At 71.4% G+C, this 26,879-nt stretch carries 24 protein-coding genes, 2 tRNA genes and 1 riboswitch; of the genes, 22 read left to right on the top strand and 4 right to left on the bottom strand.

Annotation, left to right across the window (positions count from 1 at the left end; translation table 11 throughout):
• The first annotated feature begins 453 nt into the window (after positions 1-453).
• The 9 genes from AB0B40_RS01015 to AB0B40_RS01055 all read left to right on the top strand — a co-directional run bounded on the left by AB0B40_RS01015 (position 454) and on the right by AB0B40_RS01055 (position 11,201).
• Complete coding sequence (locus AB0B40_RS01015) at positions 454-1,776, top strand: cytochrome P450 (protein ID WP_345052961.1); 1,323 nt, start codon at positions 454-456, stop codon at positions 1,774-1,776.
• 168 nt (positions 1,777-1,944) lie between these two features.
• Positions 1,945-3,036, top strand: a complete 1,092-nt coding sequence (locus tag AB0B40_RS01020) for a transglycosylase family protein (RefSeq protein WP_362261867.1) — start codon at positions 1,945-1,947, stop codon at positions 3,034-3,036.
• A gap of 183 nt (positions 3,037-3,219) precedes the next feature.
• Positions 3,220-3,394, top strand: a riboswitch (cyclic di-AMP (ydaO/yuaA leader).
• A 4-nt stretch (positions 3,395-3,398) separates the two neighbouring features.
• Positions 3,399-4,100, top strand: coding sequence for a transglycosylase family protein (locus AB0B40_RS01025; RefSeq protein WP_362261870.1), 702 nt, complete (start codon positions 3,399-3,401; stop codon positions 4,098-4,100).
• 308 nt (positions 4,101-4,408) lie between these two features.
• Positions 4,409-5,695, top strand: a complete 1,287-nt coding sequence (gene eno / locus AB0B40_RS01030; protein WP_345052954.1) for a phosphopyruvate hydratase — start codon at positions 4,409-4,411, stop codon at positions 5,693-5,695.
• A 107-nt stretch (positions 5,696-5,802) separates the two neighbouring features.
• On the top strand, positions 5,803-6,279 hold the full coding sequence (locus AB0B40_RS01035; RefSeq protein ID WP_345052951.1) for a septum formation initiator family protein: 477 nt from the start codon (positions 5,803-5,805) through the stop codon (positions 6,277-6,279).
• 49 nt (positions 6,280-6,328) lie between these two features.
• On the top strand, positions 6,329-6,856 hold the full coding sequence (locus AB0B40_RS01040; RefSeq protein ID WP_345052948.1) for a DUF501 domain-containing protein: 528 nt from the start codon (positions 6,329-6,331) through the stop codon (positions 6,854-6,856).
• Between the two features lie 110 nt (positions 6,857-6,966).
• Entirely contained in the window at positions 6,967-7,920 is a 954-nt protein-coding gene (locus tag AB0B40_RS01045) for a Ppx/GppA phosphatase family protein (RefSeq protein ID WP_345052946.1), read from the top strand.
• A 396-nt stretch (positions 7,921-8,316) separates the two neighbouring features.
• Complete coding sequence (locus tag AB0B40_RS01050; protein WP_345052943.1) at positions 8,317-9,696, top strand: NAD(P)/FAD-dependent oxidoreductase; 1,380 nt, start codon at positions 8,317-8,319, stop codon at positions 9,694-9,696.
• Between the two features lie 212 nt (positions 9,697-9,908).
• Positions 9,909-11,201 (top strand): cyclopropane-fatty-acyl-phospholipid synthase family protein, encoded by a 1,293-nt coding sequence (locus AB0B40_RS01055; protein ID WP_345052941.1) that lies wholly within the window; start codon positions 9,909-9,911, stop codon positions 11,199-11,201.
• Between the two features lie 69 nt (positions 11,202-11,270).
• On the opposite strand, the gene AB0B40_RS01060 is transcribed toward AB0B40_RS01055, so the two are convergent.
• Entirely contained in the window at positions 11,271-13,799 is a 2,529-nt protein-coding gene (locus AB0B40_RS01060) for an FtsX-like permease family protein (RefSeq protein ID WP_362261876.1), read from the bottom strand.
• Entirely contained in the window at positions 13,799-14,569 is a 771-nt protein-coding gene (locus tag AB0B40_RS01065) for an ABC transporter ATP-binding protein (protein WP_345052936.1), read from the bottom strand. The genes AB0B40_RS01060 and AB0B40_RS01065 overlap by 1 nt, the downstream gene beginning before the upstream one ends.
• Positions 14,570-14,979: 410 nt before the next feature.
• Here AB0B40_RS01065 and AB0B40_RS01070 point away from each other — a divergent pair.
• The 3 genes from AB0B40_RS01070 to AB0B40_RS01080 all read left to right on the top strand — a co-directional run bounded on the left by AB0B40_RS01070 (position 14,980) and on the right by AB0B40_RS01080 (position 15,877).
• A tRNA-Leu gene (locus AB0B40_RS01070) sits at positions 14,980-15,063 on the top strand.
• Between the two features lie 321 nt (positions 15,064-15,384).
• Positions 15,385-15,603 (top strand): hypothetical protein, encoded by a 219-nt coding sequence (locus AB0B40_RS01075; protein WP_345052933.1) that lies wholly within the window; start codon positions 15,385-15,387, stop codon positions 15,601-15,603.
• On the top strand, positions 15,575-15,877 hold the full coding sequence (locus AB0B40_RS01080) for a hypothetical protein (RefSeq protein ID WP_345052931.1): 303 nt from the start codon (positions 15,575-15,577) through the stop codon (positions 15,875-15,877). Before AB0B40_RS01075 ends, AB0B40_RS01080 begins: the two co-directional genes overlap by 29 nt.
• A 357-nt stretch (positions 15,878-16,234) precedes the next feature.
• On the opposite strand, the gene AB0B40_RS01085 is transcribed toward AB0B40_RS01080, so the two are convergent.
• Both AB0B40_RS01085 and AB0B40_RS01090 read right to left on the bottom strand, forming a co-directional pair.
• Complete coding sequence (locus AB0B40_RS01085) at positions 16,235-16,825, bottom strand: HD domain-containing protein (protein WP_345052928.1); 591 nt, start codon at positions 16,823-16,825, stop codon at positions 16,235-16,237.
• Between the two features lie 13 nt (positions 16,826-16,838).
• Positions 16,839-17,987, bottom strand: a complete 1,149-nt coding sequence (locus tag AB0B40_RS01090) for a helix-turn-helix transcriptional regulator (RefSeq protein WP_345053009.1) — start codon at positions 17,985-17,987, stop codon at positions 16,839-16,841.
• Between the two features lie 173 nt (positions 17,988-18,160).
• Between AB0B40_RS01090 and AB0B40_RS01095 the strand changes: the two genes are divergently transcribed.
• The 10 genes from AB0B40_RS01095 to AB0B40_RS01140 all read left to right on the top strand — a co-directional run bounded on the left by AB0B40_RS01095 (position 18,161) and on the right by AB0B40_RS01140 (position 26,773).
• Positions 18,161-18,883 carry a hypothetical protein gene (locus tag AB0B40_RS01095; protein WP_362261881.1) on the top strand — a complete coding sequence of 241 codons (723 nt, stop codon included), beginning with the start codon at positions 18,161-18,163 and terminating at the stop codon, positions 18,881-18,883.
• Positions 18,884-19,116: 233 nt separating this feature from the next.
• Positions 19,117-19,329 (top strand): hypothetical protein, encoded by a 213-nt coding sequence (locus AB0B40_RS01100; protein WP_362261884.1) that lies wholly within the window; start codon positions 19,117-19,119, stop codon positions 19,327-19,329.
• 286 nt (positions 19,330-19,615) lie between these two features.
• Entirely contained in the window at positions 19,616-19,750 is a 135-nt protein-coding gene (locus AB0B40_RS01105; protein ID WP_345052918.1) for a hypothetical protein, read from the top strand.
• 107 nt (positions 19,751-19,857) lie between these two features.
• Positions 19,858-21,009 (top strand): TfuA domain-containing protein, encoded by a 1,152-nt coding sequence (locus AB0B40_RS01110; protein WP_362261888.1) that lies wholly within the window; start codon positions 19,858-19,860, stop codon positions 21,007-21,009.
• On the top strand, positions 21,006-22,151 hold the full coding sequence (locus tag AB0B40_RS01115; RefSeq protein ID WP_362261891.1) for a YcaO-like family protein: 1,146 nt from the start codon (positions 21,006-21,008) through the stop codon (positions 22,149-22,151). Before AB0B40_RS01110 ends, AB0B40_RS01115 begins: the two co-directional genes overlap by 4 nt.
• On the top strand, positions 22,144-22,797 hold the full coding sequence (locus AB0B40_RS01120) for a class I SAM-dependent methyltransferase (RefSeq protein ID WP_362261894.1): 654 nt from the start codon (positions 22,144-22,146) through the stop codon (positions 22,795-22,797). The genes AB0B40_RS01115 and AB0B40_RS01120 overlap by 8 nt, the downstream gene beginning before the upstream one ends.
• 147 nt (positions 22,798-22,944) lie before the next feature.
• Complete coding sequence (locus AB0B40_RS01125) at positions 22,945-23,955, top strand: NAD(P)H-dependent glycerol-3-phosphate dehydrogenase (RefSeq protein ID WP_345052909.1); 1,011 nt, start codon at positions 22,945-22,947, stop codon at positions 23,953-23,955.
• Between the two features lie 738 nt (positions 23,956-24,693).
• Positions 24,694-24,767 (top strand) — tRNA-Leu (locus tag AB0B40_RS01130).
• A 193-nt stretch (positions 24,768-24,960) separates the two neighbouring features.
• Positions 24,961-25,290: a MazG-like family protein gene (locus AB0B40_RS01135; protein ID WP_345052906.1), complete on the top strand. Its 330-nt coding sequence runs from the start codon at positions 24,961-24,963 to the stop codon at positions 25,288-25,290.
• A 307-nt stretch (positions 25,291-25,597) separates the two neighbouring features.
• Positions 25,598-26,773 (top strand): 4-hydroxybenzoate 3-monooxygenase, encoded by a 1,176-nt coding sequence (locus AB0B40_RS01140; RefSeq protein WP_345052904.1) that lies wholly within the window; start codon positions 25,598-25,600, stop codon positions 26,771-26,773.
• The last annotated feature ends 106 nt before the right edge of the window (positions 26,774-26,879 follow it).

Below are 26,879 nucleotides of genomic sequence, written 5' to 3' on the forward strand. Positions count from 1 at the left end.
GGACGGGCGGAGGCCCGGTCAACCGGCGGAGGCCCGGCGGACCGGCGGAGGGAGGGCGACGAGGCGGGGTGAGCGACTCCGGCGTCCGGTGACCGGCGGGGCCCGATGGACCGGTGGAGGCCCGGCGGACGGGCGGTGGCACGGTGAACCGACGGCGGCCCGGCGGACGGGCGGAGGCCCGGCGAGCCGACGGTGGCCTGGTCAGCCGGTGGTGGCCCGGCGGACGGGCGGTGGCCCGGTGGCCGGTGGAGGCCAGGCGGACGGGTGGAGGCCCGGCGAGCCGGCGGGGCCCGATGGATGGGCGGAGGCCCGGTCAACCGGCGGTGGCCCGGCGGACCGGCGGAGGCCCGGTGGACCGGCGCGGGGCCGGTGCCGCGAGGCGGCCGGGCTCGGGCACTCCGCCGCACGCAAGGCCCTCGGCGAGTCGTCCGAGGGGCCGGATACCGTCGAGGAGTGAGCGAACAGCACCACCCCGACGGGCCTCGTCCCGACCAGCCGGCCCCCGAGCAGCCCCGGCCCGCCTCCGGCCGGCCGGCGCCCGCCCTCTTCACGTGGGAGTTCGCCGCCGACCCCTACCCCGCCTACGCCTGGCTGCGCGAGCACGCCCCCGTGCACCGGACACGGCTGCCGAGCGGTGTCGAGGCGTGGCTGGTCACCCGGTACGCCGATGCCCGGCAGGCCCTGGCCGACCAGCGGCTGAGCAAGAACCCGGCCCATCACGACGAGCCCGAGCACGCCAGGGGCAAGACCGGCATCCCCGGCGAGCGCAAGGCCGAGCTGATGACCCATCTGCTGAACATCGACCCGCCGGACCACACCCGGCTGCGCCGCCTGGTCAGCAAGGCGTTCACCCCGCGCCGGGTCGCCGAGTTCGCGCCCCGGGTGCAGGAGCTGGCCGACCAGCTCATCGACCGGTTCGCCAAGACCGGCTCCGCCGACCTCATCCACGAGTTCGCCTTCCCGCTCCCCATCTACGCCATCTGCGACCTGCTCGGCGTCCCGCGCGAGGACCAGGACGACTTCCGGGACTGGGCGGGCATGATGATCCGGCACGGCGGCGGGCCCCGCGGCGGGGTCGCCCGGTCGGTGAAGAAGATGCGCGGCTATCTCGCCGAGCTGATCCACAAGAAGCGCGAGGCGCTGCCCGCCACGCCCGCGCCCGGCGAGGACCTGATCTCCGGCCTCATCCGCGCCTCCGACCACGGCGAGCACCTCACCGAGAACGAGGCCGCCGCCATGGCCTTCATCCTCCTGTTCGCCGGCTTCGAGACGACCGTCAACCTCATCGGCAACGGCACCTACGCCCTGCTCACCCACCCCGAGCAGCGTCGGCGGCTGGAGGAGTCCCTGGTGCGCGGGGAGACGGAGCTGCTGGCCACCGGCGTGGAGGAACTGCTGCGTTACGACGGTCCGGTGGAGCTGGCCACCTGGCGCTTCGCGACCGAGCCGGTGACCGTCGGCGGGCAGGACATCGCGCCGGGAGATCCGGTGCTCGTCGTACTCGCCGCCGCCGACCGGGATCCGGAGCGGTTCGCCGACCCGGACGTGCTGGACCTCGGCCGCCGCGACAACCAGCACCTCGGGTACGGCCACGGCATCCACTACTGCCTGGGCGCGCCGCTCGCCCGCCTGGAGGGCCAGACCGCGCTCGCCACCCTGCTCACCCGCCTGCCCGACCTGCGGCTGGGCGCGGACCCGGCCGAGCTGCGCTGGCGCGGCGGACTCATCATGCGCGGCCTGCGCACCCTGCCGGTGGAGTTCACGCCCGCCCTGTGAACACAGCCTCCGCAAGGGAACATGACGGACATTCAACTCTGTGATCTTCACGTTATCTGTGCGGCATGAACTTGTGACAAGTGATCGTATGCCTATACGTTCACCCATCAGCGCGGCGAGCGGCACCATCCGCCGCGCCGGTCCTGCTGTCGCTCGAAAGGCATCTGCATGCTCTCCGGGAACGGTCGACACCGTCGCCCCCGCCAGGCCCCGGCTCTCCTCGTCGCGGCCGGAGTGACCGGCTCCGCCATCGCCATCCCACTCCTCGGCGCGGCGAGCGCCAACGCGGCGGAGGGCACCACGTGGGACAAGGTGGCCGAGTGCGAGAGCGGCGGCTCCTGGAGCGCGGACACCGGCAACGGGTACTACGGCGGTCTGCAGATCGCGCAGGACGACTGGGACAAGTACGGCGGCTCCCAGTACGCGGCCAGCGCCGACCAGGCCAGCCGCCTCCAGCAGATCGCCGTCGCCGAGAAGATCCTCGCCGACCGGGGTACGACCCCCTGGGCCACCTGCGCGCTGCTGTCCGGCCTGACCTCCGACTCCGGCTCCGCGGACGTCGACACGGGCGTCGGCGGCTCCGGTGGCACCGGCGGTTCGGGCGACTCGTCCGGTCCGGCCGACTCCTCCGGCACAACCGACACCTCCGGCACCCCCGGTGCCTCCGACTCGTCCGGTCTGCCGGATTCGCCGCCCTCCACCGGGGCCGGCACCGGCTCTGACGACCGTTCTGGCTCCGGGACCGGGTCGGGATCCTCGTCCGACAAGGCCGACAGCCCTACCCCGAAGCCGGGCAAGGACGCCGGTGTGCCCACCGGACCCGCCGGATCCAACGGGACCAACACCCCCAAGTCCGACAAGTCCCCCTCGCGGGGCCCCGGAAGCCCACAGGGAACGGATAACACCCCCGCGGCCACCCCGGACGCCGCGACCGAACCCAACGCCCAGCAGGCCGCCGGTTCTTGGAGTCTGGTCGACACCGGGGCCCTCAGCAGTGGCGGACGTCACCGCGGGGCAAGTGCGGACGAAGGGGTGACAAACGGTCAGGACGCTCCCCGCTCCGGTCGGCACGCCTCGAGTGAACCGGGCACCTACACCGTCCGCGAGGGCGACTCCCTGATGTCCATCGCCGACTCCCTTGACGTCGACGGCGGGTGGCGTGCGCTCTACGCCGGGAACGAGAAGGCGATCGGGGCCGACCCGAATCGCATCACTGCCGGTCAGACCCTGGAAGTCGGGGGCGAAACGGGCGGCGAATAGAGGGAGTTGACGCCCCACTTAGCGCCCTAATGTCCGGTTTGGCGAAAGTGTGGGATGAGTCTCAGAAGCCCTGATCGTCTTTGAAATTCCACGGATCGCGTGTCTACGGTCGAGGCCGCTCGTCACCACGAGCCCCGGCAGCCACCACGCCGAATCCTGCCAGTGGTTGCCCGGGAACAGTCGTCGCGTCAAGCGCCGTAGGCAGGAGCGGGGGACCCAAGGTAGGCGCCGGGGCCAGCAGTTGAAGCTGGAACCGGCTGGGGGTGAAGCCGCACTCCGCGCAAGCGGGAGGTGCGGCCGGGCAACTCAACCGGCCCGAACCCGACAGCTCACCTCGTAGGCGTCGGTGAGGGGATCGATCCATGCTGTTTACCGGCAAGGGCAAGCACCGCCGTCCGTCCAAGGCCGTCCGCGCCGTCGCGCTGGCCGGTGTCACCGGCGCCGCCGTCGCCGCCCCGCTGATGGCGGCCGGCAACGCCTCCGCCGCCACCACCTCCGAGTGGGACGCGGTCGCCCAGTGCGAGTCCGGCGGTAACTGGTCCATCAACACCGGCAACGGCTACTACGGTGGCCTGCAGTTCTCCGCCTCCACCTGGGCCGCGTACGGCGGCACGCAGTACGCCGCCACCGCCGACAAGGCGAGCCAGTCCCAGCAGATCGCCGTGGCCGAGAAGGTTCTCGCCGCGCAGGGCAAGGGCGCCTGGCCGGTCTGCGGCACGGGCCTGTCGAGCACCCCCAACGGCGGCTCCGCCCCGAGCGCCCCCTCGACCCCGGACTCGGGCAGCGGCACCACCACCACCCGTTCCACCGGCCAGCAGGCCGCCTCCCGCTCCGCCGAGCGTCCGGCCGCGTCCACGACCAAGAGCAAGACCGTCACCACCCCGACCGGCAAGACGGTCAAGAAGGGCGACGGCGAGTACGAGGTCGTCACCGGTGACACCCTCGGCAGCATCGCCGGCAAGCACCACGTCCAGGGCGGCTGGCAGAAGCTGTTCGAGCTGAACAAGGACATCGTCCAGGACGCCGACCTCATCTACCCGGGCCAGCAGCTGCACCTGAAGTGACATCCGGCCCCGAGCCGGCCCGTCGGGCCCGCGCATCCGTGCGGGCCTGACCGAAGGCCCCCGTGCGGGCCACCCCCGTCCCCACGGGCCCCCGTCCCGGTGCGTGTTCCCCCGTACGCACCGGGACGGGGCTTTTTGTGCCCACCGCGCGCGGAAGTTCACCGGATTCCTTTGTTTCGTACAGAAACAAAAGGTACCGTCGCCTTGTCCACGGGACGGTCGGTCGGTGGCCGAGGGCCCCGGGACGGTTAGGCTCTAATCGCAAGGCACACCAGCCCCGCACCGTAAGCGTCACATCCAAGAAGGAGATGCTCGTGCCGTCCATCGACGTCGTCGTAGCCCGGGAAATCCTGGACTCCCGAGGCAATCCCACGGTCGAGGTCGAGGTCGGCCTCGACGACGGCAGCACGGGTCGTGCCGCCGTCCCGTCCGGCGCCTCGACCGGCGCCTTCGAGGCCATCGAGCTGCGTGACGGTGACCCCAACCGTTACCAGGGCAAGGGCGTCGAGAAGGCCGTCCTCGCCGTCATCGAGCAGATCGGCCCGGAGCTGGTCGGCTACGACGCCACCGAGCAGCGCCTGATCGACCAGGCCATGTTCGACCTGGACGCCACCGACAACAAGGGCTCCCTCGGCGCCAACGCCATCCTGGGTGTCTCCCTGGCCGTCGCGCACGCCGCCTCCGAGGCCAGCGACCTGCCCCTCTTCCGCTACCTGGGCGGCCCGAACGCGCACCTGCTGCCGGTGCCGATGATGAACATCCTGAACGGCGGCTCGCACGCCGACTCCAACGTGGACATCCAGGAGTTCATGATCGCCCCGATCGGCGCGGAGTCCTTCTCCGAGGCCCTGCGCTGGGGTGCCGAGGTCTACCACACCCTCAAGAAGGTGCTGAAGACCAAGGGCCTGTCCACCGGTCTGGGCGACGAGGGCGGCTTCGCCCCGAACCTGGAGTCCAACCGCGCCGCCCTCGACCTCATCGTCGAGGCCATCAAGCAGGCCGGTTACGTCCCCGGTGAGCAGATCGCGCTCGCGCTCGACGTCGCCGCGTCCGAGTTCTACAAGGACGGCAAGTACGAGTTCGAGGGCAAGTCCCGCTCGGCCGCCGAGATGACGGAGTACTACGAGGAGCTCGTGGCGGCCTACCCGCTCGTCTCCATCGAGGACCCGCTGTTCGAGGACGACTGGGCCGGCTGGAAGGTCATCACCGACAAGCTGGGCGACAAGGTCCAGATCGTCGGCGACGACCTCTTCGTCACCAACCCGGAGCGCCTGGCCCGCGGCATCGAGGAGGGCTCCGCGAACGCCCTGCTCGTCAAGGTCAACCAGATCGGTTCGCTGACCGAGACCCTGGACGCCGTCGAGCTGGCCCAGCGCAACGGCTTCAAGTGCATGATGTCCCACCGCTCCGGCGAGACCGAGGACGTCACCATCGCCGACCTCGCCGTCGCGGTGAACTGCGGCCAGATCAAGACCGGTGCCCCGGCCCGCTCGGACCGCGTCGCCAAGTACAACCAGCTGCTGCGCATCGAGGAGATCCTCGACGACGCCGCGGTGTACGCCGGCCGCTCCGCCTTCCCGCGCTTCAAGGGCTGAGGCTGACCCAACCTGGCGTAAGGCTTAGCCAGTCGTACGTACGTCCCCGTACCCGGTCCCGTACCGTGTGCGGGGACGTACGCGCGTGTGAACGGGAGGCGGGGAAGATGGCCGTGAAGGACCGGGACCGGTTCTCCACCGCGACCAGGCTCAGGCTGCTCGGCGAGCAGACGGCGGCCCGCGTCTACCGCTCCCAGACCAAGCGGCAGGCCCGCCGCTCCCGGCTCACCGGCCGGGCGGCGCTGCTCGCCCTGGTGCTGTGCACGCTGATCGTCGCGCTCGCCTACCCGATGCGTCAGTACGTCTCCCAGCGCGCCGAGATCGCCGAACAGCGACGGCAGCAGGAGCAGGCGCGCGAACGCGTCGAGCAGCTGCGCGACCTCAAGGCGCGCTGGCAGGACGACGCCTACGCCGAACAGCAGATCCGGCGCAGGCTGCACTATGTGAAGCCCGGCGAGACCGGGTACGTGGTCATCGACCCGGGCGCGGCCAAGCAGTCCCGCGCCGACCTCGGGGCCGCCCACCGGCCCTGGTACGCGAACGTCTGGGACGGCGTCGACAAGTCCGACGCCTCCGACCAGTGACCGGCCCGCCGGGCCGGTAGACCGACAGAAAGCCAGTCTGAAAGCAGTCATGCAAACGCCTCCGCCGCCCACTCCGCGCACCGAGCCCACCGACGCGGACGTCGAGGCCTTCAAGCAGCAGCTGGGCCGCCCGCCGCGGGGCCTGAGGGCCATCGCGCACCGCTGCCCGTGCGGTCAGCCGGACGTCGTGGAGACGGCACCGCGCCTGCCCGACGGCACGCCCTTCCCGACGCTGTACTACCTGACGTGCCCGAAGGCGTCCTCCGCCATCGGCACGCTGGAGGCGAACGGCGTGATGAAGGAGATGACCGAGCGGCTCCAGAGCGACCCCGAGCTGGCCGCCGCCTACCGCGCCGCGCACGAGGACTACATCCGCCGCCGGGACGAGATCGAGAAGCTGACGGGCTTCCCGAGCGCGGGCGGCATGCCGGACCGGGTGAAGTGCCTGCACGTGCTCGTCGCCCACTCCCTGGCCGCCGGACCGGGCGTGAACCCGCTCGGCGACGAGGCCCTCGCGATGCTGCCGGAGTGGTGGCGCAAGGGCGCGTGCGTCGTGCCCGAAGCCGCCGAGCAGTGACCGCCGGCCGGTCCGGCGCCGGGGGAGCGCCCCCGGCGCCCCCGCCTTCCGGCTTCCTGTCCGCGCCCGCCCGCCGCCCCTCCCGGTCGGCCGACACGAAGGACCTGTCCATGACCCGCGTCGCCGCCATCGACTGCGGTACCAACTCCATCCGGCTGCTGGTCGCCGACGCCGACCCGGGGACCGGTCAACTGACCGACCTGGACCGTCGGATGACGATCGTGCGGCTCGGCCAGGGGGTCGACCGCACCGGACGGCTCGCCCCCGAGGCGCTGGAGCGCACCTTCGCCGCCTGCCGTGAGTACGCGGCCGTCATCAAGGAGCACGGCGCCGAGCGCCTCCGCTTCGTCGCCACCTCCGCCTCCCGGGACGCCGAGAACCGTGACGACTTCGTGCGGGGCGTGCTGGACATCCTCGGGGTGGAGCCCGAGGTCATCACCGGTGACCAGGAGGCCGAGTTCTCCTTCACCGGCGCCACGAGGGAACTCTCCGGCCGCACCGACCTCGCCCGGCCCTACCTGGTCGTGGACATCGGCGGCGGCTCGACCGAGTTCGTCGTCGGCGACGACCACGTACGCGCCGCCCGGTCGGTGGACGTCGGGTGTGTGCGGATGACCGAGCGGCACCTGGTGCACGGGGACGAGGTGAGCGACCCTCCCGGCGAGGAGCAGGTGGCCGCCATGAGGGCCGACATCGAGGCCGCCCTGGACCTCGCCGAGGAGACGGTGCCGCTGCGCGAGGCGCGCACCCTGGTGGGCCTGGCCGGGTCCGTCACCACGGTGTCCGCCATCGCCCAGGAGCTGCCCGAGTACGACTCGGCGCGCATCCACCACTCCCGGATCTCCCGGGACCGCGTGCGCGAGATCACCGAGTGGCTGCTGCGCTCCACGCACGCCGAGCGCGCCGCCGTCCCGTCCATGCATCCCGGCCGGGTCGACGTCATCGGCGCGGGCGCCCTCGTCCTCCTCGCGATCATGGAGCGGACCGGTGCCGAGGAGGTCGTGGTGAGCGAGCACGACATCCTCGACGGCATCGCGTGGTCGGCGGCTGAGCAGGGTCGATGACGTTTGAGCGGCCTCGGGGGCGCCGTGCGGGGCCCCCGGGCGCGACCGCGCGGAAAAGTTCGTGAAGTTCTTCACAAGGATTTCCCCGGTGGCGGGCCCCGCAGGGGCGTCCGTTGGCCTTTTCGGGGGATCAAAGGCCGTTTGAACATGTTCAGATGAGGGTCGCGGGAGGGCTGGGGAGAGGGTCGTCCCGAGGGTGCCGCGGGGTCCTCGCAAGGGCCTCGCCGGCCTGGAGGAGCAGCTCACACGGCATTGACAACGGGGCGAAGCGCCCTCCGGTTCCCTCTCCTCGGCATGACCTGCGTCACGCGGGTCGCGGAGTTTAACACAGGCCCTCTGGATGCTTGTGAAGGGGCGCACGAGCGACCCCCGTGGGGCGGGTGGATACTCGATGGCATGAGCACCACGGAGCGTCCCAGGATCCTCGTAGTAGGCGGTGGGTACGTAGGCCTGTACGCAGCTCGGCGCATTCTCAAGAAGATGCGCTACGGCGAGGCGACCGTCACGGTCGTCGACCCCCGGTCGTACATGACCTACCAGCCCTTCCTCCCCGAAGCCGCCGCCGGCAACATCTCCCCTCGCCATGTCGTCGTCCCGCTGCGACGCGTGCTGCCCAAGGCGGAGGTCCTCACCGGTCGGGTCACCACCATCGACCAGGACCGCAAGGTCGCCACGATCGCCCCGCTGGTCGGCGAGGCGTACGAGCTGCCCTTCGACTACCTGGTCATCGCGATGGGCGCGGTCTCCCGCACCTTCCCGATCCCCGGCCTCGCCGAGCAGGGCATCGGCATGAAGGGCATCGAGGAGTCCATCGGCCTGCGCAACCACGTCCTGGAGCAGCTGGACAAGGCCGACTCCACGACCGACGAGGAGATCCGCCGCAAGGCCCTGACCTTCGTCTTCATCGGCGGCGGCTTCGCGGGCGCGGAGACCATCGGCGAGGTCGAGGACATGGCCCGGGACGCGGCCAAGTACTACAAGAACGTGTCCCGCGAGGACATGCGCTTCATCCTCGTCGACGCCGCCGACAAGATCCTGCCCGAGGTCGGCCCCAAGCTCGGCCAGTACGGCAAGGAGCACCTGGAGAGCCGGGGCGTGGAGATCTACCTCTCCACCTCGATGGACTCCTGCGTCGACGGCCACGTCGTGCTGAAGAACGGCCTCGAGGTCGACTCCAGCACCATCGTGTGGACCGCCGGTGTCAAGCCGAACCCGGCCCTCAGCCGCTTCGGTCTGCCGCTCGGCCCGCGCGGCCACGTCGACTGCGAGCCGACCCTCCAGGTCAAGGGCACGGACTACATCTGGGCCGCCGGTGACAACGCGCAGGTCCCGGACCTCGTCGGCCGCAAGGCGGGCAACGAGAACGCCTGGTGCCCGCCGAACGCCCAGCACGCGCTGCGCCAGGCCAAGGTCCTCGGCGACAACGTGATCTCCGGCCTGCGGGGCTTCCCGCAGAAGGAGTACGAGCACGCCAACAAGGGTGCGGTCGCCGGTCTCGGCCTGCACAAGGGCGTGGCGATGATCGTCATGGGCAAGATGAAGATCAAGCTCAAGGGCCGCCTCGCCTGGTACATGCACCGTGGCTACCACGGCATGGCGATGCCGACCTTCAACCGCAAGATCCGCGTCTTCGCCGACTGGACGCTCGGCATGTTCCTCAAGCGCGAGGTCGTCTCCCTCGGCGCCATGGAGAACCCCCGCGAGGAGTTCTACGAGGCCGCCAAGCCGGCGCCGGTCGCCGCCGCGAAGACCGAGGAGAAGGCCAAGGCCTCCTGACCTCAGGTCACGAACCGACCGAAGGACCTCCCGCCATCCGTGGTGCGGGAGGTCCTTCGGCGTTGTACGGCCACCCCGGATCCCCGCCCCAAATACATGCCCCCTACAGCTGTTTTGCTCAGTTGTAACTCCTTTGCGGGACTGCGCCGAGCGCCCCGCGGTGTTTACGTGGTGAACGGACATCCGGGATCGTCGTCTTGGAGGTGTGCGCCATGGCCGACGCCGCGTCGCGGCTGAGGAGTCTTGCCGAGCAGGTGCTGGGAACGCCGCTCCCCGTGCGGGTGCGGGCGTGGGACGGGTCGCTGGACGGACCACCTGAGGCACCCGCGCTCGTCATCCGCAATCGCCGCGCCCTGCGCCGCATGCTGTTCAAACCGGGCGAGCTGGGTCTCGCCCGTGCCTGGGTCGCCGGCGACCTGGACATCGAGGGGGACCTGTACACCGCGCTCGAGGCGGTGGCCGGGCTGGTGTGGGAGCGCGGGGAGGACGCCCGCGGCCTGCTCCAGGCGGCACGCGATCCGGACGTACGCGCCGCCGTCCGTGAACTGCTGAAGCTCGCCGGCCCGCCCCTGCCGCCCGCCCCGCCCCAGGAGGAGGTCCGCAGACCCCGGCGCCACCTGCACACCAGGCGCACCGACAAACGGGCCATCAGCCACCACTACGACGTCGGCAACGACTTCTACGAGTTGGTCCTCGGCCCCTCCATGGTGTACTCCTGCGCCTACTGGGAGGACGCCGGAACCCTGGAGTCCGCCCAGCGCGACAAGCTCGAACTGGTCTGCGCCAAGCTGGGCCTGAAAGAGGGTCGGCGGCTGCTGGACGTCGGCTGCGGCTGGGGCTCCATGGCCATCCACGCGGCCCGCGAGCACGGCGTGAGCGTCGTCGGGGTCACCCTCTCCCAGGAGCAGGCGGCGTACGCCCGTAAGCGCGTCGCCGAGGAGGGGCTGACGGACCGGGTGGAGATCAGGGTCCAGGACTACCGGGACGTCACGGACGGCCCCTTCGACGCGATCTCCTCCATCGGCATGGCCGAACACGTCGGCGCCGAACGCTATCTGGAGTACGCGCGCCTGCTGTACGCCCTGCTGGGACCCGGCGGCCGGCTGCTCAACCACCAGATCGCCCGGCGCCCGCAGCGGGACGAGTCGTCGTACGAGGTCGACCCGTTCATCGACGCCTACGTCTTCCCCGACGGTGAACTCGCCCCCATCGGCACCACCGTCACCCAGCTGGAGCGGGCCGGGTTCGAGGTGCGGGACGTGGAGTCCCTCCGCGAGCACTACGCCCGCACCCTGCGCCGGTGGGTGGCCAACCTGGAGGCCGACTGGGACCGCGCCGTCCGGCTCGCCGGCCCCGGTCGCGCCCGCGTCTGGCTGCTGTACATGGCCGCCTGCGCGCTCGCCTTCGAACGCAACCGCATCGGCGTCAACCAGGTCCTGGCGGTGCGTACCCCCGAGTCCGGCGCCTCCGGACTCCCGCTGCGGCCCCGCACCTGGCACGGCTGACGCCCGCCGCCCCACCGGTACGACAAGAGGGGCCCCGCGGTGGCGAGGCCCCTCCGGTGTGCCGTACCGCTACTCGGCCTTGATGGCCGCCAGCATGTTCATCCGGGCCGCGCGGCGGGCCGGCCACAGGGCGGCCAGGATGCCGACCGTGCCCGCCAGCAGCAGGAAGACCGCCAGCCGGCCCCAGGGCAGGACCAGTTCGTACGTCGGCATCTTCGTGCCCAGCAGCTCACCGGCCGCCCAGCCGAAGAACACGCCCAGTCCGATGCCCAGCACACCGCCGAACAGGGAGATCACCAGGGACTCCAGGCGGACCATCCGCTTGATCGCCCGGCGGTCCAGGCCGATCGCGCGCAGCATGCCGATCTCCTGCGCACGCTCGAAGACGGACATCGCCAGGGTGTTGATGACACCGAGCACGGCGACGATCACCGCCATGCCGAGCAGGCCGTAGACCATGTTCAGCATCAGCGTGAACATCTTCGCGATCTCGTCGGAGATGTCCTGCTTGTCCTGGACCTTGATCGCCGGGTTGGACCCGAGGGCCCGCTCCAGCGTGTCCTTGGCCGTGCCGGACGCGCCGTCCACGGTCTTCACCATGACCTGCATGTCGGCCGGGTCGGCCAGGTGCGGGGTGAGGACCTTGTTGTCGAGGATGACGCCGTTGAGCATGTCGTTGCCCTCGTACACGCCCGCGACCGTCAGCCGCTCGGCCTTGCCGTCCTCGAAGTGCGCGGTGAACCGCGAACCGGCCTTCCAGCCGTGCTCCTTCGCCCGGTCCTCGTCCACGACGACCCGCGAGCCGCCCACCGAGAAGGAACCGTCGGTCACCTTCAGGTCCGTCAGCCTGCCGATCACCTTGCCGTCGACGCCGGTCAGGAACTCCGTGCCGCCGTCGATGCGGGACTCGCCGTTGCGCAGCGGGCTGCTGGCGGTGACACCGTCGGCGGCGGCGAGCTTCTTCGCCACCTCGGGGGAGAGCGGGCCGCGGTTGGCCATCGAGACGACGTAGTCGGCGCGGATCGCCGAGCCGGCCATCTTGTCGATCGAGGTCTGCAGACTGCCCGCCATCACCGTCATGCCGGTGATCAGGGTCAGGCCGATCATCAGCGCGGAGGCGGTGGCCGCCGTACGGCGCGGGTTGCGCACCGAGTTCTGGCGGGCCAGCTTGCCCGACACCCCGAAGGCGCGCAGCACCGGCGCGGCGGCGGCGATCAGCGGGCGGGACAGCAGCGGGGTGAGCACGAACACGCCGATGATGAGCAGGACCGCGCCGATGCCCATCGCGCCCTGTCCGGAGTCGGCGTTCATCCTCGTGCCGGCGAGGACCACCGCGACGCCGGCCGCCGCGAACAGCGAGCCCAGCGTGTTGCGCAGCACCAGCGACTTGGTGGTCGCCTTGGCGTGCACGCTGCTCATCGCCGCCACCGGCGGGATTTTCGCGGCCCGGCGGCCGGGCAGCCACGCGGCCAGCATGGTGATGAGGATGCCGACGGCCAGGGCGGTCGCCACCGTGCCGGGGCTGATCACCAGTGGTCCGTCGGGCAGGCTCGCACCGAAGGACCCCAGCAGGGAGCGCAGGCCCGCGCCGATGCCGATACCGGCGGCCAGACCGGTCACACCGGCGACCGCACCGACCGCGAACGCCTCGATGAGCACCGACCGCGTGACCTGGCGGCGGGAGGCGCCGACCGCCCGCAGCAGGGCCAGCTCCCGGGTGCGCTGGGCGACCAGCATGGTGAAGGTGTTGGCGATGATGAACGTGCCGACGAACAGGGCGATGCCGGCGAAGACCAGCAGGGCCTGCTTCAGACCGCTCATCGACGAGGAGATCGTCCGCGCCTGGTCGTCGGCGAGCTGCCGGCCCGTGGTGGTCTCGACGAGCTTCGCGGGCAGGGCCTTGTCCAGCGCGGCCTTCAGCGCCGTCTGACCGGTGCCGGCCGCGGCCCGCACGTCGATCTCGTCGTACGTGCCCTTCTTGCCGAACAGGGCCTGGGCGGTGGGCGTGTCGAACAGGGCGAGGCTGCCGCCCGCGGCGACGTTGCCGTCGTCGGTGGTGAAGATGCCGCTGACGGTCGGGGTGAGGACCGGGCCGTCGACGGAGAGGCGCACGGTGTCGCCGACCCGGTAGCCGGCGCGCTTCGCGGTCCCGGAGTCGATCAGCACCTCGCCCTTGCCGTGCGGGGCGTGACCGTCGACCAGCGGGTAACGGGGGTCCTTCGTGCCCCAGTAGTTGCCGCCGGCGGACTGCCAGTCGCCGCCGACGAGCTTGCCGTCCTTGTCGGCGACGGCGGTGAAGCCGCTCACGACACCGGTGGCGGAGGCGGCGCCCGGGACCCGCGCGGCCCGGTCGAGCAGGGCCTGGGTCAGCTCGGGAGTCCTGCCGACCTTGTCGCCCTTGGAGTCCTGGTACTCGGGCCGTACGGCGACGTCGACCCGCTCGAAGCCCTTGGCCGAACTCTTCTGGTAGGCGTCGGAGATGGTGTTGGTGAAGACCAGCGTCCCGGAGACGAACGCCACGCCGAGCATGACGGCGAGCACGGTCATCAGGAGCCGGGCCTTGTGCGCGAGGACGTTGCGCAGGGCGGTGCGGAACATCAGCTGGTACGGCCCTTCGCGTCGAACTGCTTCATGAGGTCGAGCACGGAGTCGGCGGTGGGGCCGTGCATCTCGTCGACGATGCGGCCGTCCGCGAGGAAGACCACGCGGTCCGCGTAGGCGGCGGCCACCGGGTCGTGGGTCACCATGACCACGGTCTGGCCCAGCTCCCGCACGGAGTTGCGCAGGAAGCCGAGCACCTCGGCGCCGGAGCGGGAGTCCAGGTTTCCGGTGGGCTCGTCGCCGAAGATGATGTCGGGCTTGGAGGCGAGGGCCCGGGCGACGGCCACGCGCTGCTGCTGGCCGCCGGAGAGCTGGGAGGGCCGGTGGCTGAGTCGCCCCGACAGCCCCACCATCTGGATGACCTGATCCAGCCACGCCTTGTCCGCCTTGCGGCCGGCGATGTCCATCGGGAGCGTGATGTTCTCCAGCGCGGTCAGCGTCGGCAGCAGGTTGAACGCCTGGAAGATGAAGCCGATCTTGTCCCGGCGCAACCTCGTGAGCTGCTTGTCCTTCAGCTTGCCCAGCTCGGTGTCGCCGATGCGCACCGATCCCTCGGAGAAGGTGTCCAGACCGGCGACGCAGTGCATCAGCGTGGACTTGCCGGAGCCGGACGGCCCCATGATCGCGGTGAACTCGGCCTGCCGGAAGTCGACGGAGACCCGGTCCAGGGCGACCACCCGGGTCTCACCCTGTCCGTAGATCTTCGACAGCTCCGTGGCGCGTGCGGCCACGGCGGTGGTCCGGCCGGCGGTGGGTGTGGTGGTCACGGGAGGGTGCTCCTGACGGGATGACGTGTGGTGTGGGGACCGTTCCATCGTCCCGGCGCGGAGCGCGGGTGTAGTCAGCCGCTGTTCCGGTTCCGGGGGGCGACTCGGGTCGGACGGCGGGCCTGCGTGTCATACCTGGGGAGGACGGCCGACCCCGAGGTCTCGGCGCCCGGGATGTCCGGCGTCATGTCAAGAACCGGTGGACCACCCTTGTTCTGGAGGTGAAATTCCGTCATTTCGCGTACGCGCGTGCACCCGTCCCGTCAGGCTGTTGGCAAGTGCGGATGGCCTGTTCCGTGTGCTGATGCACCCTCAGACGTCAATAAAATAAGACAACATCGGTCCACCCTTCCGCTGTCCGGGGGACGGGTCCCGATAGGCTCGGAACCTCGTTGCGGAGCCCATGGCCTGCCCGGATGGTGGAATGCAGACACGGCGAGCTTAAACCTCGCTGCCCCTTCGCGGGCGTGCCGGTTCAAGTCCGGCTCCGGGCACCTCTTCGCCTCTGACGCCCCCTCGGATCCGCCGTACGACCGCTGACAGCGGGGTCGGTGCGGTCGGAGACTCGCGCGCAGCTCCTGATGAAGAAGAATTCACCAGGAGAACAGTGGGGCACCGTCGCCGGGAGCCGCGTGCCACCGCCGCGGGGCCAGGGGAGGGGTGACCGTCCTCCCGCATGTACTCCTCGGGCAGGGTGACGTCCTGGAGGTTGTGCCACCAGCGGGTTTCCGGCAGCAGGAAGTAGCCGTACGTGAAGCCGACAGGGCTTCAACGCCCAGACCGCCCGGTACACCTGCCGTCAACCGGGGTGCGGCATGGTCTATCCGGAGGCGGTGGACGAGCTGCCCGGGCCGCTCACCCTGCCGGCGAACTTCACCGCCGAGGACGTGTCGGCGGCCATCACCGCCCAGGCGGAAGAGCGCCACCGGCTGCTCCTGGACCGCGTGGACGCTGCCTTCCGAAGGCACTACCGCATCGAGCACCCCGAGGCACTGGAGGAGATCCATGGGACACCGGCACAGGCCGCGCGTTGACCGCGCCCGCCACCAGATCGAGCGGGCCGCCCACCTGCCCGCCTGCCCGTGGTGCAAGCACCCGTCCAGGCCCACGACGTCCAGGCCGGACAGCGGGGTGTGCAACCGTGGCCACGAGGAGCAGTCCTGCCGGGACTGCCGCACGATCCGGGACAACCTGACCGACCCGTCGCGCGCCCTGTGGAACTTCGCCCGGATCATGGCGAGCCCGCCCCGCGTGAAGGCGCCGCTGGCGTTCGGGCGGCCGGTCGCTGGCGCGGGCCGCCAGGCGTAGGACCCCGGCCTGGGGCGTTGTCAGTCCCTGGCCGTACGGTGGTGGTGTCGAAGCTGCCGATGCGCTCGGACGCATGTGAAGCGCACCGCCCCGGCGTGGAAAACCGGGACGGGGCGCACCCATGAGGTCAAGCTGCGGGCGCCCAGCAGGTGCACCGGCTGCTGCGGGCATCCGCCCATGGCTCAAGCAGCCGCGCCCACTGCTCGGACCGCTGGCGGCTGACGGGCTGGCGCATCAGGTTCCGGATCTCCTCGTTGATGTCGTCTGCACGCGTGCAGGCGCGCCCGCAGTGCGGGGGAGGGGTGGGCATACCACCACGTTATGGGCCAGGTCTGACACTCGCCCCCGCCCGGTGGTTCAGTGCGGTGTCTCGCCGAGCGCGGCCCGCAGCCAGTCAAGGGAGCCGGTTGCGAGCACGGCGTCCGCCAGGGCCTGGCCGCTCTTGGTGGTGATCCGGCCGCGGCTGTTGTCGATCCACCGTTGCGCGTTGACGTATCCCTGATCGCGGTACTCGATGCCCTGGATCATGCACTCCAGCTTGTCCGCGTCCCTGGCGCAGATGGCCTCCGGGCTTTCCTTGGCTTCGTATTCGCCGACGAGAGCGCGGATGGCATCGGCCAGGCCCTCGGGCATGCCGGCGACCTGGTCGACGGTGATGGCGCGCGGGTCCGCCTCGCCCTGTGTGTACTTCTTGCCCAGGTGGTTGACGTCGCCGGTGCGCGTCTCCTGGGAGTCGTGCCACACGGCGAGGAACGCGGCCCGGGCCGGGTCGGCGCCCTCCAGTTGAGCGATGATCGTTGCGATAAGGGCGGTGCGCCAGGAGTGATCCGCCACCGTCTCCGGGTCCTTGACGCCGGCCATCCACCACCCGGACCGCTTGGTGTTCTTGAGCGTCCCCGCCTCGAACAGGAAGCGCGCTACCGCCGTCAGCTCCTGGTCCTCGGACACCGTCGGGCTCCTCTCACGCCTCGGCGAGGCGGATCGCGTACCGGATGCTCTCCAGCTCCCGCCGCGCGCGCGACGAGAGGTCCCCGTTATCCAACATGATCGGAAGCTTCTCGCGTAGGGCGCGGGCGGCTTGGCCGGACCGGAGCAGGTTGGGGCGGACCTGGAGCAGGTTGGGGCGGACCTGGAGCAGGGCCCACACGCTGTGGATGTTGAGGTCCACGTAACCGTGCTGGGGAGCGATGCCTGCCACGAGGTGGGCGAGGAGCTTGCCACCGTGCCAGTGGCCCAGGGATCCGTCCGCGATGAAGTCGTCTGAAAGCTGGGGCACGGGTGCCTCTCCCACCCAGTACGCCCAGTACGCCAGGTTGGCGGCCTCGCCGGGGTCATCGTCCTGCAGGGCGGTGTCGATGAAGTGGGCCATGCGGTCACGGTCGCCGTGGCGAGCGGCGACCGCGGCCACGGAGCGGTTGTTGAGCCAGGCCGTCAGCCAATCGTCGGGGCGTTCGGTGCGCTGCTGGTGGGCCAGCCAGTCGGCGGTGTCCGCCTCTCGGTCGTACCCGGACAGGTAGAGGGCCTGGCGGCGCAGCAGGAACTGACCGGGCCCGCGCGCCTGTTCCGCTGTAGCCCGCATGGTCTTGAAGAAGGTGCGCCGTTCGGTCGCGGTGAGCTGGGGCCCGGTCGGGGCGGGGCCTCGGCGGGCGCGGGCCGGCCGGGGTAGGGCGCGGACGGGGCCGGGGGCAACGCCGTTGAGCGGCCACACCAGGACTTCTGCGAGTTCCCGCTGCATGACCATGGCGCCCAGTGGGCTCTCCTCGACGGGGGTGTCCTGGTCCAGGGCGCTGGCCAGCAGCACGTCCGCCTCGAGGGCCCGCTCCAGCGCCTGGAGCAGGACGGGGGAGGTGCCCATCTGCATGAGCTGGTGGCGTAAGCCGAGCATCTGGCCGACAGGCACGGCGGTGAGGGGACGCCGGCCGGTCTCCCACCCGGCGATCGTGTCCGTGGACACCCGCAGCCGCTCGGCCGTCTCGTCCTGGGTGTAACGCTGCTGCTCGCGGATCACCCCCAGGACGTACCCGCTGAGCAGGCCCGTCCGAGGCCGCGCAGTCCGACCCGTACTGCCGGTCAGGGTTTGTCGAGAACTTGGCTGCATGTGCAGTCCAATCCTGGTGGTTTGACCGTAACCACCTGTACTCACGGTCACTTCAGGGGTGCTGCACGACTACGTACGGTCGTGGCTATCCCTGAATCAGGCTACTTGGGAGGCCGCGAGACATGGGCACGGTTCAGCATGTTCACCACCCGTCGGTGCCACCACCAGATACCAGAGCAGACGTTGTGAGCGGCGCCGAGCGGCGCCTGGCCGTCGAGCACTGGCTCCTCTCTGCGGCCGAGGGCCGCGTCCGGGCCCGCCAGGAGTGGCGGACAGACGGAGTGGCTCTGCTGCGCTGCGGCGGCGTGTTCAGCGTCGTACAGATCAGCGCGACCGTCGTCCACGCTGCGGTCTGCAGCGAGGAGCCGCAGGCCGTCAACGACTACCTGGCCCGCGCGCTGCTGAGCCCGGCGTTCGTGGACCGCGAGCTGCTGCGCTACTACATCCTGGTGGGGTCCAGCGCGGGCCTCCGGCGGGAGTGGTCGCGCAAGGGGGACGACGCCGCGTTCATGGGCGTCGGTCACTACCTGGGTGTCCCGGCCGTGGACGCTGTCGACCTCACTGCCCGCACCGCCTGGTGCGTGGAGATGGCCAGCCTCGGGGACCTCGCCCCGGCTGATGCCGTCTCCAAGAGCACCGCCGTACCGGCGCTGCGCCCGCTGGACGACGAGGCGGAGGGCGGCCGGGGCCTGGCCCTGGTGGCCGCCCTCTCCTGCCAGTGGGGCACGGACCTGCTGGGGTGGGGCAAACGCGTCTGGGCGGACACCGAGCCCGAGCAGGTCCAGGCCGCACAGTCGGCCGCCGGCGTCCCGATGTACGCCACCCGCCAGGCCCAAGCGCTGTACGTGCTCATAGTGATCGCGCTCGGCGTGCTGCTCACCCTGGCCGTCGTCTCCGGAGCGCCGTGAACGCGTCGTGGTTCACCGGCGACTGCTGGCGGTGTGAAGCCGCCGACCTGCCCGTGGTGTGGGTCGGCCCCATTCAAGCGGAGGGCCAACACGCCCCCCTCAATCTGTGCGCCCCCTGCCTGACCGCTGTGGAGCGCAGGTTCTGGCAGCACGTCATGGGCCACCGTCCCCGTCCCGCTCCCGCAACCGGCTGCGAGTACAACGCTCGCCGCCCCCACGTACCGAGGAGCACCATGCACCAGCAGCACGGCAAGGCTGCCGCCCCCGTACAGGTCGTGTCGCTGTCGTTCACCGGCCTGGGCATCCGGGCCCACGCGGACGGACGGACCGACCGGGAGGCATGGCGGCTCATCTGTGAACGGCACCCGCGCCTGGCGCTGGCCGCCGGCGCGTACGCCCTCACGCTGGGCGGCGTGGCTGCGGCGGCCCTCGTGCGCCTGCTGTGACCCGCCCCTGATCACCCGCCCCGGGCCGGTCGTTTGCGACCGGCTCCCCAGCCACGGACCCGCACCCCTCCCGCGTGGTCCCCGGCCCGGGGTGGGCCCACGTCCCGGCTGGTCCTCCGTGGGGGAGCGACGGCAGCCCGGGACACAGCGGCCCCGGCCGCCGCCGAAACAGCAGCCGGGACCGTCCCTGAAACTCCGCGCCGACTGGTCGCCCTTGAACGGGCGGCGCGGGCAACGCCCGGGAGGCACCCGCCTCGCCGGGAGGATCGATTGGAAGGAACCGGACATGGTGTCGAAGGCTCAGGAAGCAGCGCAGGCCACCGAGCAGGTCGCGGACGGCGCGGACGTGGAGGCGCTGGTGGACACCGCGGCGGTCGTCCGCAGCGAGGACGTGGAACAGGACGAGTGCTACACGTTCTGATCCCGATTCGACGGCCGGCGTCCGGCCACATGGTGGTGGCCGGGCGCCCGTCCCATCTGTGCACCCCTTTGGAGACCAAGGTGATTCACGTCTTCACCGGGCCCACGTTGAGCCCGGATGACCCTGCCCTCCAGGGCAAGGGTCTGCGGATCCGGCCCCCTATCGGGCACGGTGACCTGTTCGACCCGGAGATCGAGGCCGGGGACACGGTCGTCATCATCGACGGCGTTTACCACCAGGCGCCGGCCGTGAGGCACAAGGAGATCCTTTGGACGCTGGGGCGGGGCGTCCGCGTCATCGGCGCGGCAAGCATCGGTGCCCTGCGCGCCGCGGAGCTGGGCGACAGCGGCATGATCGGCGTCGGCTCCGTGTGGCAGTCGTACGCCAACGGCCAGCTGACCGGCGATGACGAGGTCGCCGTGGCCCAGTCCACCGAGGGCGACCTGAGCGCCTGCACGTGGCCACTGGTGCGCGTCCGGCAGATCATCGCCATGGGCCGGTCGCAGCGCGTCCTCGACACGGCGCAGGCGGACCGCCTCCTGAGCGTCCTGGCCGGCGTCTACTACGCCCATCGGTCCTGGGACGCGCTGCGGCTGGTGAGCCGAGGGGAAGCCCCGGAGTTCGCCCGGTGGCTGGCGAAAGCGCTGGCCGCTGACCGGCACTTCGGGGACGTGAAGCGGACGGATGCCCTGTCGGCGGTCGCCCTGGCGTGCGACCTCGCCGGCCTGCCCGTGAAGCGCGTGGGCGGCCTGATCTGGCAGACCCGGTGCTTCCGGCAGTGGGCTAACCGGTTCGCCGCGCAGGACACGGAGCAGGGGCGGCTCCCGACCCTGCTGCGGGTCACCTACCAGCAGGTGTTCGACCCAGAATTCAAGCGGCTGTGGTGGGAGCACCTGGAGAGCAACGGCGTGCCGGAGCTGCCGCCGGCGCTCGCGTGCGCGGTGACCAACCCGCGTACGGACCTCACCGACGCGGTGACGGTGGCCCGCCTCCTCGCGCACGAGACGGAAGGGGACCGGGCCGACGTCCCCCGGTACGCGGAGATCAACGCGGAGGCCGGACGGGCGTACCGCGGGTTTTTCCCGGAAGCGATCAAAGAGCAGGTGGTGCGGGACATGCTGGCCGCGGTGTGGGGGACCGGTCCGGACGGGCTGGAGGAGGAGGCGTGGCGGCGCGGGTTGCAGGGCGTCCGGGAGGCTGTGGACGCGGCGCGCCCGCTCGTGCTCGGGTTCCTCCGCGACCAAGAGGCGGTCCGATGAGCGTGCTCACGCCCGGAACCCTGCGCACCCGCACGCCGGAGGACACCTGGGCCGCGCTGCAACCGGAACTCCGGCGCCTGGGTATCAGCCGGGTCGCCCGGTTGACCGGCCTGGACTATCTCGGCATCCCCGTGTGGACGGCCGTGCGGCCGGCCGCACGCACCCTCGTGACCTCCCAGGGCAAGGGCGCGACCGACCTCCACGCGCGGATCTCGGCGGTGCTGGAGGCCGCGGAGCTGTACCACGCTGAGCAGGCGATCGCGCCGGCGGCGCGCGGCACACACCGGGAGCTGCAACGGCGGTACCCGATGAGCGCGTTGCCGGTGAAGGTCTGGCACCCGGCGCTGCTCGACGTACCGCTGGAATGGGTGGTGGGGCGCGGCCTGGTCACCCAGGAGGAGGTCCTGGTGCCGGCGGACCTTCTGCGGCGCGAGCTGCACCACGACGCGGCGCGACCGGAGGTGTTTGCCGTCACGAGTAACGGCCTGGCATGCGGCAACAGTCGGGCCGAGGCGACGCTGCACGCGCTGCTGGAGACCGTGGAGCGGGACGTACTCCACCGTGACTGGAAGTCGGGCGGGCGGCGGCGGACGCTGGTTGCCCCGGCCTCCGTCACCGACCCCTACTGTGCCGACCTGATCCAGCGGTTCCACGGCGCCGGCATGTGGCTGGAGCTGGTGCACGTCGGCGGCCCGTACGGCATCACGGTGTTCGCCGCCTACATCTGGTCGGAGGACTACCCGATCGTCTTCGCCGGGTCCGGCTGCCACAACCTGCCGGAGATCGCCCTCTCGCGCGCGCTCACGGAGGCCGCGCAGTCCCGCCTCACCTGCATCGCGGGCACCCGAGACGACCTCGACTCCCACGAGGCCGCGTTCGCCGCCCAGCCCGGGCGGCCGGAGCTGGCCGACCTGCCCGTCGGCACCTGGGCGGACTTCGCCGGCCTGGCCGTCGACCTGGAGCCAACCGTGCCCGGCCTCCTCCGCGAGACGGTGACGCAGGTCACCGGGCTCACAGGGCGCGAGCCGATTACCGTCAACCTGTGGCACTCGGAGGCGTACGCCGCGGTGAAGGTGGTCGCGCCGGGCCTGGAGATGCGCATCACCCGCTCCATCCCCCGGACGAGGGAGCGGCATGGCTGACCCCCAGCTGACCGTCGTGGAGCAGCAGTTAGGCGCGGTGTACGACGCCATGCACGCTGCTCGGGCCCGGACCACGATCGTGGGCGGCCTGTACGGACAGGCCATGGGCGACCTGTACCCGGCGGAGGTGGCCGCATCCAGCTCCACCGACTGGGCGCTGCTCGGCACCATGGTGGCCAACCTCCGCATGCAACCCGGGCAGCGCCTGGTGGACGTCGGCTGCGGCACGGGCGGCGTGGGCCTGTGGCTGGCCCGGGCGCTGGCCGCCTGCGTGACCGGAGTGGATGTGTCCTCGACGGCGCTCGGCCTGGCCGCCGCCCGCGCTCGGCACTTCGGCCTGCCGGCGGAGTGCGCGGATTTCCGTCTGGGCTCCCTGGGCTCCACCGGGCTGCCCGCCCGGTACGCGGACGGCCTGGTGTGCGTGGACGCCCTGGGGCACGAGAAGGACCGGCGCAAGGCGCTGGAGGAGATCCGGCGTGTGCTCACCGGGCGCCCGGGCGGTCCTCACGTCCGGCCGGTCCCAGGCTCGGCAGGCGCTGCCGCCGTGGAGCGAACAGGCGCAGCGAACCGGCCTGATCCTGGACGCCGAGGAGGAGCGGCCCCACGAACCCGCGATGTGGCAGCGCGTCTACCGGTCGTGGGTTGAGCATGAGGCGGAGTTGCGCGAGCAGCTCGGCCACGCGCAGGCGGACAGCATGCTGACGGAGGCAAGGACGCGCGGGCCAGCACTCCGAGATCGGGTGGCCGTCGCCGTTACATTGAGGCGCCCCGAGGACTGAAAGGGATGGACCGCATGTCACGTCGTGTAGCCGTCTACGGAGCCGGGTCCTGGGGAACGGCTTTCGCCCTCGTCCTCGCGGATGCCGGTTGTGACGTCACCCTGTGGGGGCGTCGGCCGGAGCTCGTGGACGCCCTCAACTCCACCCACAGCAATCCGGACTACCTGCCCCAGGTGAAGCTGCCCGGCACCGTGTGGGCGACGACCGACCCGGCCGAGGCGGCCCACGGCGCGCACCTCGCCGTCCTGGCCGTGTCCGCGCAGAAGGTCCGCCCGCTCCTGGAGGAGTGGCGGCCTCAGTGGACGCCGGACACGGTGTTCGTGTCCCTCATGAAAGGGATCGAGCTTGGCACCGGCATGCTCATGAGTCAGGTGATCGCGGAGACGACCGGGGCGGCGGCGGAGCGGATCGCCGTGTTGTCCGGGCCCAACCTGGCCGCGGAGATCGTGGACCGCATGCCCGCGGCAAGCGTCGTCGCCTGCGCCGAGGAGAGGACCGCGGCGGCCGTCCAGGAGGCGTGCCACACCCACTACTTCCGGCCCTACACCAACACGGACGTGGTGGGCTGTGAGCTGGGCGGCGCCATCAAGAACGTGGTGGCGCTCGCGGTAGGCGTTACGACCGGTATGGGCCTGGGCGACAACGCCAAGGCTGCGCTGATCACGCGCGGCCTGGCGGAGGCCACCCGGCTCGGCGTTGCCATGGGCGCCAGCCCGCTGACCCTGGCGGGCCTGGCGGGCATGGGCGACCTCGTCGCCACCTGCTCCTCCACGCTGTCCCGGAACCACACCTTCGGCCGCCACCTCGGCCGCGGCCTGACCGTTGAGGAGGCCCGGGCCGCCACCACGCAGACGGCGGAGGGTGTGGCCTCCTGCCAGGCCGTCCTGGGCCTGGCGGAACGCCACGGCGTGGAGATGCCCATCACGAGTGCCGTGGTCGACATGATCCACGGCGGCCGGGCGCCGCACGAGGCTGTGCGTGAACTGATGTCTCGGGCGCCGAGGTCGGAGAGCGTCCGCCGCTGACCGGGGGCCGACCCCCGCCCGCCGCCCCGGCCCTGACGGCCGGGGCGGCGCGCCCTTACCTCCACTGAACGACGAGCCACCCAGGACAAGCCGTGCGCTCCCACGGGAGCACCAACCCGCCTCTGGCTCCGTCTGGTTGGGTCTGGTCCGGGCCGGTCCGGTCTCGTGGGGGGCGAGCTGGACAGACGCTAAACTCGCAGGTCAGTCGGGGTTACCTCTTCCGGTTCAAGTCCGGCTCCGGGCACTACCACCCGCACCGGCGGTGCCCCGGGGAAATGCCGCCAGGGGGCGTTCCGTTTTTTCCTGACTGGCGCACGGCTGGCGCACCGCTGGCGCACGGCCGGTCCACGCTGCCTTGCTCGGCCGTCTGTGGCGTACGTGAAACCGATGACGGGCAACGACGGCTAGGTCACGAGCTACCGCGTCCGCCGGCGTCCAACAGGTGGAGCCCCCCTTGCGGGAGCGCGACCCCTGCAAGGGCGTCCGGCTGCCGCGCGCGGACGACGAGGGCGCACTGGGCTCCCCGGTGACCCCGGACGGACGCCCGTTCCTGCTTGTGTCCGGAAGGAGTGGGCGTCTTTGCGTCACCTCTTGACCATTTCCCGCCTGTGTAGGCGGCGGGTGCGGGGACGGGTGGTTACGCACGGCATGATGGGGCCGAAGTGCGGCCTCCGGAACGGACTGTGACGGCCAGTCACGTGCTCGCGCCGGCTGCGGCCCACCTCGCCCTGGGGCCGGGCCCGGGTGGCGCAACTGGCAGACGCAACCGCCTTAAACGCGGGCAAGTGTGGGTTCGACTCCCACCCCGGGCACCGACCAGCGCGCCCGTCCTCCACGCCAGGGGGGCGGGCGCGTTCGTGTCGTCATGTCCGGCCTGATGAGCAGGAGGGCGGCACCGCCGGCCGTGACAACCCCGGTCGGGGACACAGTTGCCCCCGCCCTGTTCTGACCGGAGGACTGTTGATCAACAAAGCGATGGGGGCCGGCCCCAGGGAGGAAGAAGCGATGGGAGACCGTACCTGGGAGCAGGTGGGCCGGCTGCGCGAGTGGCTGGACCAGGAGGCCGCGGAGGCGGCGCCGGCGGACGTGCGCCTGCTGCGCGTGCTGAAGATCGGGGAAGAGTTCGGGGAGGTGTCCGAGGCGGTGCACGGGGCGCTGGGCGCCAACCCGAGGAAAGGCCACTCGCACACGTGGGAGGACGTCCAGAAGGAGCTGGCCGACGTCATCGTGACGGCCATGGTCGCATTGGCCACGATCACTCCGGACGCCCGGCAGACGTTCGAGGACCGGCTCGACGCCCTGGTGGACCGGGTGCTGCCGGATCCCCGGAGCTAGACCAGCCACCACCCGTCGCGCTGCCCCGGCCGGAGGCCGCTCGCCGCGGCGCACACGACCCCCGCCGGCCCCGGCCGTCCGCCCACCCCAGCAGGCGGCCGGAGCCCGCGCGTTCACGGGACCAAGTCCAGCCCAGGAGGCGTTCGGCACTGCCGACGATCCCCGTTCCCGGACCGTTGACAGCGGCACCCGTGCGGTCGGAGACTCGCGCTCGGAAGTAGGTGAAATAAAGTTCACCAGACGAACATCGCGGGCGAGCTGTGGCGGGGTCCTCCGTGGCGGCGACGTGGCCGAGAAGGGACGACCGATGCGCACCACCGTCGGGATCATCGGAGCCGGACCGGCCGGGTTGCTGCTCGCCCGGCTGCTGCACCGCGCCGGCATCGACTCCGTCGTCCTGGAGAGCCGTGACCGCGCCTACGTCGAGCACCGGCAGCGGGCCGGGATCCTGGAGCAGGGCACGGTCGATGTGCTGCGCGCCGCCGGGGCCGGGGAGCGGATGGACCGGGAGGGGCTGCGGCACGACGGGATCGAGCTGCGGTTCGACCGGCGCCGGCACCGCGTCGACTTCCCCGCGCTCACCGGCGGGCGGTCCGTGACCGTCTACGCCCAGACGGAGGTGTGCAGGGACCTCATCGCGCTCCAGCTGAGGGAGGGCGGGCCGCTGCTGTTCGAGGCCGAGGCGCTGGCGGTGGAAGGGGCGGAGGGCATCCGGCCGCGGATCCCGTTTCGGCGGCACGGGCGCGAGGACGTGCTGGAGTGCGACTACGCCGTCGGCTGCGACGGCTTCTGGGGAGTGGCCCGCGCCGCCTTCCCGGCCGCACTGTCCCGGGTGTTCGAGCGGTCGTACCCCTACGCCTGGCTCGGCATCCTCGCCGACGTCGCACCCTCGCACGACGAACTCGTCTACGCCCGCCACGAGCGCGGGTTCGCCCTGCTGTCCATGCGGTCGCCGGCCGTCTCCCGGCTCTACCTCCAGGTGCCCGCCGGCACGGAGGCCGGGCAGTGGGGGGACGAGGAGATCTGGGACGAGCTGGAGCGCCGCTTCGAGACCGGTGACCACTGGCGGCTGGAGCGCGGGCCCGTCACCCAGAAGTCGGTCACGCCCATGCGCTCCTTCGTGCACGAGCCGATGCGGCACGGCCGGCTCTTCCTCGCCGGCGACGCCGCCCACATCGTGCCGCCGACCGGCGCCAAGGGGCTGAACCTCGCCGTCGGGGACGTCGTCACCCTCGCCCGGGCCCTCGCCCACGAGAAGGAGACCGGTTCCCCGGACCTCCTCGACGCCTACTCCGCCACCTGTCTGCGCCGGGTCTGGCAGGCCGAGCGGTTCTCCTGCGACATGACGACGCTGCTGCACCGCGCCCCGGACGGCACCCCCTTCGACGCCCGCCTCCAGCTGGCCCGCCTGGAGCGGATCGCCGCCTCCCGCGCGGCCGAGACCGACCTGGCCGAGGCGTACACAGGGTTTCCGCTCGGTTAGCCGTCCGTCCATGGCCGGGAATCGGACGCGCGCGTAGCGTGTTGCGCAGCGTGGCAGGGGAAAGATCCTCCTCAAGTATCATGGTCGGTCCTTTGCCAATCCATTA

Origin of the sequence: Streptomyces sp. NPDC042638, from assembly GCF_040647235.1 — a bacterium.
Taxonomy (GTDB): Bacteria; Actinomycetota; Actinomycetes; order Streptomycetales; family Streptomycetaceae; genus Streptomyces; species Streptomyces rameus.

What these genes read in the sequence shown, in the direction of transcription:
- AB0B40_RS01020 (WP_362261867.1), top strand. Translation starts at nt 1,945, where the DNA reads ATGCTCTCCGGGAACGGTCGACACCGTCGCCCCCGCCAGGCCCCGGCT.
- AB0B40_RS01025 (WP_362261870.1), top strand. Translation starts at nt 3,399, where the DNA reads ATGCTGTTTACCGGCAAGGGCAAGCACCGCCGTCCGTCCAAGGCCGTC.
- eno (WP_345052954.1), top strand. Translation starts at nt 4,409, where the DNA reads ATGCTCGTGCCGTCCATCGACGTCGTCGTAGCCCGGGAAATCCTGGAC.
- AB0B40_RS01035 (WP_345052951.1), top strand. Translation starts at nt 5,803, where the DNA reads ATGGCCGTGAAGGACCGGGACCGGTTCTCCACCGCGACCAGGCTCAGG.
- AB0B40_RS01040 (WP_345052948.1), top strand. Translation starts at nt 6,329, where the DNA reads ATGCAAACGCCTCCGCCGCCCACTCCGCGCACCGAGCCCACCGACGCG.
- AB0B40_RS01045 (WP_345052946.1), top strand. Translation starts at nt 6,967, where the DNA reads ATGACCCGCGTCGCCGCCATCGACTGCGGTACCAACTCCATCCGGCTG.
- AB0B40_RS01050 (WP_345052943.1), top strand. Translation starts at nt 8,317, where the DNA reads ATGAGCACCACGGAGCGTCCCAGGATCCTCGTAGTAGGCGGTGGGTAC.
- AB0B40_RS01055 (WP_345052941.1), top strand. Translation starts at nt 9,909, where the DNA reads ATGGCCGACGCCGCGTCGCGGCTGAGGAGTCTTGCCGAGCAGGTGCTG.
- AB0B40_RS01060 (WP_362261876.1), bottom strand. Translation starts at nt 13,799, where the DNA reads ATGTTCCGCACCGCCCTGCGCAACGTCCTCGCGCACAAGGCCCGGCTC.
- AB0B40_RS01075 (WP_345052933.1), top strand. Translation starts at nt 15,385, where the DNA reads ATGGTCTATCCGGAGGCGGTGGACGAGCTGCCCGGGCCGCTCACCCTG.
- AB0B40_RS01080 (WP_345052931.1), top strand. Translation starts at nt 15,575, where the DNA reads ATGGGACACCGGCACAGGCCGCGCGTTGACCGCGCCCGCCACCAGATC.
- AB0B40_RS01100 (WP_362261884.1), top strand. Translation starts at nt 19,117, where the DNA reads ATGCACCAGCAGCACGGCAAGGCTGCCGCCCCCGTACAGGTCGTGTCG.
- AB0B40_RS01105 (WP_345052918.1), top strand. Translation starts at nt 19,616, where the DNA reads ATGGTGTCGAAGGCTCAGGAAGCAGCGCAGGCCACCGAGCAGGTCGCG.
- AB0B40_RS01115 (WP_362261891.1), top strand. Translation starts at nt 21,006, where the DNA reads ATGAGCGTGCTCACGCCCGGAACCCTGCGCACCCGCACGCCGGAGGAC.
- AB0B40_RS01120 (WP_362261894.1), top strand. Translation starts at nt 22,144, where the DNA reads ATGGCTGACCCCCAGCTGACCGTCGTGGAGCAGCAGTTAGGCGCGGTG.
- AB0B40_RS01125 (WP_345052909.1), top strand. Translation starts at nt 22,945, where the DNA reads ATGTCACGTCGTGTAGCCGTCTACGGAGCCGGGTCCTGGGGAACGGCT.
- AB0B40_RS01135 (WP_345052906.1), top strand. Translation starts at nt 24,961, where the DNA reads ATGGGAGACCGTACCTGGGAGCAGGTGGGCCGGCTGCGCGAGTGGCTG.
- AB0B40_RS01140 (WP_345052904.1), top strand. Translation starts at nt 25,598, where the DNA reads ATGCGCACCACCGTCGGGATCATCGGAGCCGGACCGGCCGGGTTGCTG.